A 9621-nucleotide genomic window follows, 5' to 3' on the forward strand; every position below is an offset into this window, starting at 1 on the left:
CACATCTCGCGGACGTATCGGGTCCGCCTGCGTAATACGATCAATCGGGAGTTGAGACGTTTTCAATGATCGCGCGGATCGCCCACGCGTCCGCCACGCGGAGAAAGTGCAGGTCAGAGACCTAAATGCCCATCTACGCAGCCTACGGCTCCAATATGCACCCCGAGCAGATGGCCGAGCGAGCACCGCACTCCCCGATGGCGGGGACCGGATGGCTACACGGTTGGCGCCTGACCTTCGGAGGCGGAGACATCGGCTGGGAGGGTTCGCTGGCAACGGTCACCGAGGATCGCGACGATCCCGATGCCAGGGTTTTCATCGTGCTCTACGACGTCACCCCGGAGGACGAGGAGAACCTCGACCGCTGGGAAGGCTCGGAGCTGGGCATCCACGTCAAGATCCGGGTGCGGGTGGACACCGCCGACGGCCCGGTGCTGGCCTGGCTCTACGTCCTCGACGCCTACGAGGGTGGCCTGCCGTCGGCCCGATACCTCGGGGTGATGGCCGAGGCCGCCGAGATCGCCGGCGCTCCGGCCGACTATGTACAGGACCTCCGACTACGCGAGTCACGCAACGTGGGCCCGGGTCCGCTGGAACCCTGAGGCCCCCGGAATCACACGTCGCCGAGCGCGATTCCCGCCAACGTGCGGACCCCGATCTCCAGCGCACGCTCGTCGAGGTCGAAATTGGGCTGGTGCAGATCGACACGCGGGCTGATCCCATCCCACACACCGAGCCGCCCCATCGCGCCCGGTACGTGTTCGAGGTACCAGGAGAAGTCCTCCCCGCCGGGTGACTGTGGGGTGTCGGCGACCGCGTTGGGGCCGATCTGCGCCACCGCGGCCCGCATCGCGGCGATCGCTTGTTCGTCGTTCACCACAGGCGGCACACCTCGGAAATAGGACAGGTCGTAGCGGACCCCCAGCGGCGCCAGCAGCTCGCCGATCACGCTGCGCACCAGTGGTTCGAGCAGCGCCCAGCTCTCGTGGTCACCGGTCCGGACCGTACCCAGCAGCCGCCCCTCCTGCGGGATGGCGTTGGGTGCAGTGCCCGCATTCGCCGCACCCCACACCATCACGGTGCCCGACCGCGGATCCAGGCGCCGCGACAGGATTCCGGGTAGCCCGGTGATCACCGTCCCCATCGCATAGACGAGGTCGCCCGTCAGATGGGGCCGCGAGGTGTGCCCACCGGCCGAATGCAGCTGCAGATCGATGTGATCGGCCGCCGAGGTGAGGGCGCCCGCCCGCAGCCCCACCGAACCGACCGGTAGTTTCGGATCGCAGTGCAGCGCGAAGATCCGTCCCACGCCGGTCATCACTCCGGCCGCCACCGCGTCGAGCGCACCTCCGGGCATGACCTCCTCGGCCGCCTGGAAGATCAGTCGGACACCGACCGGCAGGTCGTCGACCGTCGCCAACAACTTGGCGACGCCGATCAGGATCGCCGTGTGGGCGTCATGTCCGCAGGCGTGGCACACACCCTCCACGGTGGAACTGAAGGCCAGACCGGTGTGCTCGGTGATCGGCAGCGCGTCCATGTCCGCGCGCAGCGCGACCCGCGGCATCTCGTCCCCGCCGATGTCGCAGACCACGCCGGTGCCCAGCGGTAGTCGACGCGGGGTCAGACCCGCCGCGGTCAACTCGGCCATCACCAGTTCGGTGGTGTTGACCTCCTGGCGGGACAACTCCGGGTGGGCGTGGATCTCCCGGCGCCACCGCACCACGTCGTCGCGGTGCGCGGCCCACCAGGCGTCGATGACGTCGCGTGGCGCCGCCGGCCGGATTCCGCGTTCGCTCACGGCCATCGCGAGAACCTCACAGTGCCCTCCGCGGATACGCGATCTGCAGGTCAGCGATCAGTGGCTGACGCAGGTTGCGTTTGACCTCACCGAGATTGGGGCCCGCCAACGGTGCACGCTCGGCAGCCACCTCCCGCGCCCGGGCGAGCAGGGAGTCGATGTCGACGGCTTCCTCGACGATGCCACCGGCACGTGCCTGTTCGCCCGAGTAGCGCCGCGCGGTCAGCATCGCCTCGGTGGCCACCGGATCGGCGAGGCGGGTACGCAGCAACGAACTCATCCCCAACGGGAACGGCATCCCCAGCGCGACCTCGGGCAGTGACCAGAACCCGCGTTCGGTGCGCATCAGACGGTGGTCGGCGCACAGGGCGAACATCGCCCCGGCACCGAAGGCGTGACCGTTGATCGCGGCGACGGTCGGCACCGGCAACGTGAGAAGTGTGCTGAACAGCGCGTGCACGCGGTCGAGGTAGTCGGGCAACGCCTTGGGCTCGGCCAGGATGTGGTCGGTGTCGAGTCCGTTGGTGAAGTACTTGCCGGTGGCCGTGATGATCAGCGGCCGGGTCGGTTCCGCGGCGACCTCGGCGAGCGCGTTCTCGACCGTCGTCAGCCAGTCGAGACGGAACCGGTTCTCCGGGTTCGACTCGTCGAGCTCGACCCCTTCGGTGCCCAGATAGAGCTCGGTGACATCGCCTACAGAACTGAGAAACGGCATGTAGGGACTTTATCGTCGGGCACTAGGGTTGGGGCCATGGACCCCACAGCCGACGCCGACGCGGCCGCAATCGCCGCGGCCGCGACCATCGCCGCCGAGACCGATTGCGCCGCCCACGACGTGGCGGTGGTCCTCGGTTCCGGCTGGGCCCCGGCCGCCGACGCCTTCGGCCGCCCCATCGCGAGCGTGCCGATGGCGTCCATTCCCGGTTTCAGCGCACCGCGGGCCGCGGGGCACGGCGGAACGGTTCACTCTGTGCGTGTGGGTGATCGTCGCGTGCTGATCCTGCTCGGCCGAATTCATGCCTACGAGGGGCACGACCTGGCCCGCGTGGTCCACCCCGTGCGCACCGCCGCAGCGGCAGGCGCGCACACCATCGTCTTGACCAACGCGGCTGGCGGACTACGCGACGACATGAAGGTCGGTCAGCCGATCCTCATCGCCGATCACCTCAATCTCACCGCTCGGTCTCCGATGCGGGGCGCGCAGTTCGTGGACCTGGTGGATGCCTACGCGCCGCGATTGCGGGAGATCGCCCGACGCACCGACCCGTCACTGTCCGACGGTGTCTATGCAGGGCTACCCGGTCCGCATTACGAGACGCCCGCCGAGATCCGGATGCTGCGCACCCTGGGCGCCGATCTCGTCGGGATGTCCACTGTGCACGAGACGATCGCCGCGCGTGCCGCGGGCCTGCAGGTGCTGGGCATGTCGCTGGTGACCAACCTCGCTGCCGGCATCACCGGTGAACCGCTCAGCCACACCGAGGTACTCGAGGTGGGGCGTGCCTCGGCGACCCGGATGGGCGAGCTACTGGCGTCGATCATCGCCGAACTCTGACACGCCATGTCTGTACCTGATCCACAGGATTCGCAAGGGGTGTCCGATCCACAGGCGGCGTCCGATCCGCCGACATCAGATCCGCAGGCCTGGATCGCCGCCGACCCCGATCCGCGCACCCGCGCCGAGCTGCGTGCGCTGACACCCGCCGAGTTGACCGAGCGGTTCTCCCACACATTGCATTTCGGCACCGCCGGCTTGCGTGGACCGGTCCGGGCCGGGCCATCCGGGATGAACGTCGCAGTAATCGTGCGGACGACCGTCGCGCTCGGACGCTGGCTCATCGACGGCGGGCACGCCGGGTCGAGGGTAGTGGTGGGCCGCGATGCCCGCCACGGGTCGGCCGACTTCGCAGATGCCTGCGCCGAGGTGCTCGCGGCGCAGGGATTCGATGTGGTGCGGCTACCGGGGACCACCCCCACTCCACTCATCGCGTTCTGCTGCCGGGATCTCGGTGCGTCCGCGGCGATCGCGGTGACCGCCTCACACAATCCGCCGGCCGACAACGGGTACAAGGTCTTCGTGTCCGGTGGCGCCCAGCTGATCCCGCCAGACGACACGCAGATCGAGCGGCTGATCGCGACGGCCGCGCCGGCCAACACCGTGCCCCGGACGACTGTGTCCGCCGATGATCCGTGGGCGGCCGCCAACACCGAGCGGTATCTGACCCGGCTGACGAACCGCTTCGGACGGGTACCACGGTCGCCGGTTCGGATCGCGCTGACGGCCATGCACGGTGTGGGCGGCGCGCTGGCGCTCACCGCTCTGCGCCGGGCCGGGTTCACCGACGTCGAGGTGGTGCCCGAGCAGTTCGCACCCGATCCCGACTTCCCCACCGTGCGTTTTCCCAACCCCGAGGAACCCGGGGCCTCCGATCGGCTCCTGGCACTCGCCGCCGACGTCGACGCCGACCTCGCCATCGCGTTGGACCCCGACGCCGACCGATGCGCGCTCGGCGCTCGTATCGGCGGCAGCTGGCGGATGCTCACCGGCGACGAAACCGGCGCCCTGCTGGGCAGGCATCTGCTCGCGGCCACCGATCTCGACGCACCCGTCGTGGCGGGCACGATCGTGTCCGGGTCACTGTTGCAGGCCGTGGCCGAGGCTACCGGCGCCCGGTACGCGAGGACCCTCACCGGCTTCAAATGGCTCGTCCGCGCAGGTGAACCGCTGCTCTACGCGTACGAGGAGGCCATCGGCCACTGTGTCGATCCAGTCGCCGTGCGCGACAAGGACGGGATCAGCGCATCGGTGGTCGCGGCACTACTCACCCACGAACGGGTCAGCGCCGGTTCCGATCTCGCGACAGCGCTGCATGAACTGTTCGTCGAACACGGAGTTCATGTGACCACCCAGCACTCGATCCGGGTCACCGACCTCGACCGGATCGCCGACATCATGGCGGGGCTGCGCACACATCCCCCGACGACCCTCGCCGGGATCAGCGTCACGAGCGTCGACTACGCCACCCGACAGGATCACCTAAACACCAATGCCGTCGAACTGTCCGGTGCCGCAAACGATCCCGAGACCTCAGTACGCGTGATGGTGCGGCCTTCCGGGACCGAACCCAAACTCAAGTACTACCTCGAACTGGTTGCCGAGCCGCGCGAGTCCGACGTGGCCGCGACATCCGCGCGGTTGCATGCGCTCGCCGTTGACGTCATCGCCGACCTCCCGCGCTGAGTCGGGATCGATCGCCTGGCTACGGTGGGCTGGTGTCCTCCCCCGAACCACTACTCGACGCCGCGAACATCGATGTGATCCGCGGGGGCCGCCCCCTGCTGCACGACGTGAGTCTGCGCGTGGCGCATGGCGAGCACTGGGCATTGCTCGGCCCGAACGGGGCCGGTAAGTCGACGCTGATGACGATCCTCGGCGCCCGCGGCCACCCCACCGCCGGCACCGTCGACGTACTGGGTCGGCGGTTGGGACGGGTGGACATGCGTCAACTGCGCACCCACATCGGCCATGTGGATCCGCGCTGGCGCATCGACGTACCGCTCACGGCCCACGAGGTGGTGCTCACCGGCCTGACCAACACCCCCGAGCTCGACCGTCGGCACGACTACACCGTCGACGAGCACCGTCACGCCGACGAGCTTCTCGAGCTGCTGGGCATGACCACCCGCCGCGAATCGCTGTGGCCGGTGATGAGTCAGGGCGAACGGGGCCGGACCCTCATCGCGCGGGCACTGATGCCGCGCCCGGCGTTGCTGCTGCTCGACGAACCTGCGACCGGCCTGGATCTTGCGGCGCGCGAGAAGCTGCTGACCGGTATCGACCAGCTCCGCTCCGAGGTACCCGGCCTGGCCAGTGTGCTGGTCACCCATCACCTCGAAGATCTACCGGCCAGCACAAGTCACGCGATGTTGCTGCGCGATGGCCAGGTGATCGCCGCCGGAGCGGTCGATGAGGCCCTGACCTCGACGACGATCAGCACTTGTTTCGAGCATGATGTGGTGGTGCGGCGTGCGGCCGGGCGATGGGCGGCGGTCGCCGCCTGAGCCGACACGGCGCTCGGGCACTGCCGTGTGCGGTGAACGTCGCGGAATTCCTAACGTTCACCTCACTCCCGCCGATCAGTTCGCGCGGGACCGCTCAGTCGACCGGTGTCAGCGTGGCCCGAATTGGCGGTCCCCGGCATCGCCGAGGCCGGGCACGATGTAGGCGACGTCGTTGAGGCCGTCGTCGACGGCAGCGACCACCAGACGCACCGGGTGACCGGATTTCTCCAGCGCGGCAACCCCCTCTGGCGCCGCCACCACGCACACCGCGGTGATATCGGTGGCATGGCGCGCCACCAAGAGCTCGATCGTGTGCAGCATCGAACCGCCGGTCGCCAGCATCGGATCGAGCACGAACACCGGCAATCCCGACAGGTCGCCGGGCAGTGATTCCAGATACGGCACCGGTTGCGCGGTGGTCTCGTCGCGCGCCACCCCGACGAAACCGACGTGCGCCTCGGGCACCATCGCGTGTGCCTGCTCCACCATGCCGAGACCGGCGCGCAACACCGGTACCAGCAGCGGAGGAGTCGCCAGCCGCGATCCTTCGTGGGCGGTCAGCGGCGTCTCGATGGGTACCGTCACGCTCGGTGCCCCCGCCAGCGCCTCGTACACCAGCATCTGGGTCAGGTCCGACAACGCTCCGCGGAACGCCGCGTTGTCGGTGGTCTTGTCGCGCATCGTGGTCAGTCGAGCGGCCGCCAATGGATGGTCGACGATCTGTACCTGCATGACGATCACCTTAATGGTGTGTCCGGGACTCGGGTGGAACCGAAAGCGGTATCCGTGCGTCCAACAAACATGACCGATGTCTCCGTCCATACCCCCTCGTTGGCCGACTACGCCCGAGACCAGCACACCGCGGCCGACGTGGTGCGAGCGCACGCGAACGCCCAGCGAGGCGAGGTGGGCGACCTCACCGACACGTTCGGCGTCATCGGCGCCGATTTCCTGGTCGCGGCCGCCTACACACTCGACACCCGCGCGCGTCGCCTCGACACGTTGGCAACGCGTCACGGCGATCAGGGCGACATCACCGACAGCGCCGCGACCGTCTACCTCGACGCCGACGCTCGAGCCGGCCATTGGTTGTCGCGGCCACCCACCGACAAGCCGCGGGACATCGGGAATCACACGGAGGGGCTGTATCTCTGATGCTGACCATCGAGATCATCATCGAGCCGCTACGCATCATGATCACCGCCCTCGGCACCGGCATCCTGCCGCCCGACAACCCGGCTGATCGGCTGCGCAGTTCGGTGGGGTCACTCGACCACACGCGCCGGGAATCGGTCGCGGCCACCAACCGGGTCGCCACCGATTGGTTGGGCACGGGCGCCGACGGTGCCGTCGACGCGGCTCATCGGACACATCGAACGATGATCGAGACCACTGATGACAGCGCCGAGATCGCCGAGCTCATCGAGCAGGCCGGCGCGAAGGTGAAGGTTGCCGCCGATCAGCTGAATGCGTTGATCGACTCCTTCCAGTCGCTGGCCGCGGCGCTCGGACCCGCGCTGTTCAGTCCACAGGGCATCGCGATGATCCTGCCGGTGGCACTCGACCACGTCCAGCGCGGCATGCAGATCGTCGCGCGCACCCAGTCCGACCTCCGATCCGACACTGACCGGATGATGGCGATCGGTCGGACCGAGGCCCCGGCTTCGGTGCCGTCGCCGTCCGGCAACGACGGCACCGGGGTGGCCATCCGATTGCCGGACGGATCGATTGCGCACGCCCCGAACGAACGAGCAGCGAAGGCGGTGCGCGCCGCATTGAGTCAACGCGGTGTCCCCTATGTCTGGGGTGGCACCACACCGGACGGTTTCGACTGCAGCGGTTTCACCCAGTGGGCCTATCGGCAGGCCGGCGTCGAACTCCCCCGCCTCGCCCAAGATCAGGACATGGCCGGTGTCGCGGTCGGCCAGTCCGAACTGCAACCCGGTGACCTGGCCGTCTGGGACGGCCATGTGGCGATGTACGTGGGCAACAACCAACTTGTCGAGGCCGGAGACCCCGTCCAGACGTCGCCGCTACGCACGACGAACGCCGGCCAGGGTTTCCAGGGCTTCTTCCGTCCACGCTGATCTGGCTCCTACGCCCACTCGATACGAAACGGCGCCCACTCGACCGTGGTCGGCCGGGCGGAAGCCCGGGTGGCCGGACCTCGCGCACTGACCACCTCGACGACCCCGGCCCGGCGACCGCTCGCGCTCCGGCCGTTCACCGGACCGTCGCGGGGCCGCTACCGGAGTTCACAGGTCCGATCAGTACGCTGTGTCCTCATGGCCGGAGACATTGTCCCCATCGAGCTCGGACTCACCGACGGAAACAGTTTCACCCTCTGGGCACCCCGGTGGCGCGAGGGTGACGACGAGTGGGAGGCCTTCCTCGGACTCGACGAGGACCTCTACGGATTCCCCGGTGTCGCCGAACTGGCCGCCTTCATCCGCACCGACGACGACAACGACCTCGTCGACCACCCGGCGTGGGAGACCGTCGCGGGCCTGCAGGCCGACGAACTCGTTCCCGACGACCGACACAGCTACGACCTCGTCGGTGTGCCGGAACTGGCTGCCGAGGATCCCAATCCCGAGGTCATCGCGGAGCTGGAGGATGCGCTCGAGATCGTTCGCATCCTCGGCGAGGTCTGCGAACTCACCATCATCACCAAGTTCTTCAACGGCAACCCGATCCTGGGTGCGGTGACCACTGGAACCCGCAACTTCGAGGGTCGCGAAGGCGTGGATCTGTGGGTTCGCATCGGTCGGCTCATCGCCAAGCATTGGGACGACGTCATCGACGCCATCGACGATGTCATCACGACCCCGAAGGTCGACCGGTCCGCGGTCGAGACCGCCGAAGCCGAACTCGAAGCTGCCGCGTCCGCCGAGGACGAAGACGAACCCGACGATGATGACCTGGATCTCGTCGAGAGCACCAACGGCGACGACACCGTCGAGTCCGACGACAGCGACGAGTCCGACGACGACAGTGCCGAGAATGCCGACGACGAGGTCGACAGCGACGATGAGATCGACGACGACTTCTGGGCAGGCGTCGGCATCGACCCGATCCGGATCGTCACCGACGCCGACGAATATCTCTCGCTGCGTTGCTATCTCGGCGATGACCCGGTCTTCCTCGGGGCGAACGGCAAGATTTTCGTCTTCACCTCGCCGCGTTCGCTGAGCCGATTCCTCGCGGACTCCGATGATCACGACCTCGCTGACCTGTCGACGTTCGAGGATGTGCGCACTGGAGCCACTGACGGGTCGCTGGAGTTCGACGTCATCGACGACAACGTCTACGTGCTGCCCGGTCTCGCCGACGACATCGCCGACGGACCGCGCCGGATGGACCGCAACCAACTCGACCTCGCAGTGGAGTTGCTCTCCGACGCGGCCGACTACGCCGACGACGACTCGGTGAGCGAAGCCCTCGGATCGACCACCCCGCTGGGATGGTTCGTGGACTACGCCATCAACCCGGATCCCAAGCGGATGGCGCCGAGCCCCCCGTTCGAGAACGAGTCGGAGGCATGGCGCGCCCTGGTGCACGACTTCGAGGGCCGTCTGGTCAAGAAGGGCTGAGCGACCCTTCGTGACGACCCTCCGCTAGCGCTAGCGCTCCGGGTCTCCTAGTAATTCCTTGAAAGGTGTGAGAGCCGAGACATCCTCCTGATGTGGTCGAGGGGCTTGGTATCCCAAATCACATCAAGGAGGATGTCGTGTCTCACGGTAGTCGATTGAGTCGTG

At 67.8% G+C, this 9621-nt stretch carries 10 protein-coding genes; 7 read left to right on the plus strand and 3 right to left on the minus strand.

Annotated features, from left to right (window positions below; genetic code table 11):
- Positions 1-125 precede the first annotated feature (125 nt).
- Entirely contained in the window at positions 126-602 is a 477-nt protein-coding gene (locus L1892_RS12340; RefSeq protein ID WP_235723878.1) for a gamma-glutamylcyclotransferase family protein, read from the plus strand.
- An 11-nt stretch (positions 603-613) separates the two neighbouring features.
- On the opposite strand, the gene L1892_RS12345 is transcribed toward L1892_RS12340, so the two are convergent.
- Together L1892_RS12345 and L1892_RS12350 are read right to left on the minus strand one after the other, a co-directional pair.
- Positions 614-1807 carry an amidohydrolase gene (locus tag L1892_RS12345; protein ID WP_235723879.1) on the minus strand — a complete coding sequence of 398 codons (1194 nt, stop codon included), beginning with the start codon at positions 1805-1807 and terminating at the stop codon, positions 614-616.
- A gap of 10 nt (positions 1808-1817) precedes the next feature.
- Positions 1818-2516: an enoyl-CoA hydratase/isomerase family protein gene (locus L1892_RS12350; protein WP_235723880.1), complete on the minus strand. Its 699-nt coding sequence runs from the start codon at positions 2514-2516 to the stop codon at positions 1818-1820.
- A 36-nt stretch (positions 2517-2552) separates the two neighbouring features.
- On the opposite strand from L1892_RS12350, the gene L1892_RS12355 reads away from it, so the two are divergent.
- From L1892_RS12355 to L1892_RS12365, 3 genes are read left to right on the plus strand one after another with little or no spacing between them, the layout of a single operon-like run.
- Positions 2553-3356 carry a purine-nucleoside phosphorylase gene (locus L1892_RS12355; protein ID WP_235723881.1) on the plus strand — a complete coding sequence of 268 codons (804 nt, stop codon included), beginning with the start codon at positions 2553-2555 and terminating at the stop codon, positions 3354-3356.
- A gap of 6 nt (positions 3357-3362) precedes the next feature.
- Positions 3363-5042, plus strand: coding sequence for a phospho-sugar mutase (locus tag L1892_RS12360; RefSeq protein WP_235723882.1), 1680 nt, complete (start codon positions 3363-3365; stop codon positions 5040-5042).
- Positions 5043-5071: 29 nt separating this feature from the next.
- A complete protein-coding gene (locus L1892_RS12365) occupies positions 5072-5863 on the plus strand; it encodes an ABC transporter ATP-binding protein (protein ID WP_235723904.1) in 792 nt (263 codons plus the stop codon).
- 108 nt (positions 5864-5971) lie between these two features.
- Here L1892_RS12365 and upp read toward each other — a convergent pair whose 3' ends face one another.
- Complete coding sequence (gene upp, locus L1892_RS12370) at positions 5972-6595, minus strand: uracil phosphoribosyltransferase (protein WP_235723883.1); 624 nt, start codon at positions 6593-6595, stop codon at positions 5972-5974.
- A gap of 69 nt (positions 6596-6664) precedes the next feature.
- Between upp and L1892_RS12375 the strand changes: the two genes are divergently transcribed.
- The 3 genes from L1892_RS12375 (at position 6665) to L1892_RS12385 (ending at position 9456) form a co-directional block, all read left to right on the plus strand.
- Positions 6665-7018 (plus strand): type VII secretion target, encoded by a 354-nt coding sequence (locus tag L1892_RS12375; RefSeq protein WP_235723884.1) that lies wholly within the window; start codon positions 6665-6667, stop codon positions 7016-7018.
- Positions 7018-7950, plus strand: a complete 933-nt coding sequence (locus tag L1892_RS12380; protein WP_235723885.1) for a C40 family peptidase — start codon at positions 7018-7020, stop codon at positions 7948-7950. The genes L1892_RS12375 and L1892_RS12380 overlap by 1 nt, the downstream gene beginning before the upstream one ends.
- 198 nt (positions 7951-8148) lie before the next feature.
- Positions 8149-9456 carry a SatS C-terminal domain-containing protein gene (locus L1892_RS12385; RefSeq protein ID WP_235723886.1) on the plus strand — a complete coding sequence of 436 codons (1308 nt, stop codon included), beginning with the start codon at positions 8149-8151 and terminating at the stop codon, positions 9454-9456.
- The last annotated feature ends 165 nt before the right edge of the window (positions 9457-9621 follow it).

The sequence above is a fragment of the Gordonia tangerina genome (assembly GCF_021556435.1).
In the GTDB taxonomy this organism is placed as follows: Bacteria; Actinomycetota; Actinomycetes; order Mycobacteriales; family Mycobacteriaceae; genus Gordonia; species Gordonia tangerina.

Bases quoted from the DNA above. Each gene is read 5' to 3' on its own strand.
- upp (WP_235723883.1), bottom strand. From the start codon at position 6,595: ATGCAGGTACAGATCGTCGACCATCCATTGGCGGCCGCTCGACTGACC.
- L1892_RS12340 (WP_235723878.1), top strand. From the start codon at position 126: ATGCCCATCTACGCAGCCTACGGCTCCAATATGCACCCCGAGCAGATG.
- L1892_RS12350 (WP_235723880.1), bottom strand. From the start codon at position 2,516: ATGCCGTTTCTCAGTTCTGTAGGCGATGTCACCGAGCTCTATCTGGGC.
- L1892_RS12380 (WP_235723885.1), top strand. From the start codon at position 7,018: ATGCTGACCATCGAGATCATCATCGAGCCGCTACGCATCATGATCACC.
- L1892_RS12345 (WP_235723879.1), bottom strand. From the start codon at position 1,807: ATGGCCGTGAGCGAACGCGGAATCCGGCCGGCGGCGCCACGCGACGTC.
- L1892_RS12360 (WP_235723882.1), top strand. From the start codon at position 3,363: ATGTCTGTACCTGATCCACAGGATTCGCAAGGGGTGTCCGATCCACAG.
- L1892_RS12375 (WP_235723884.1), top strand. From the start codon at position 6,665: ATGACCGATGTCTCCGTCCATACCCCCTCGTTGGCCGACTACGCCCGA.
- L1892_RS12385 (WP_235723886.1), top strand. From the start codon at position 8,149: ATGGCCGGAGACATTGTCCCCATCGAGCTCGGACTCACCGACGGAAAC.
- L1892_RS12355 (WP_235723881.1), top strand. From the start codon at position 2,553: ATGGACCCCACAGCCGACGCCGACGCGGCCGCAATCGCCGCGGCCGCG.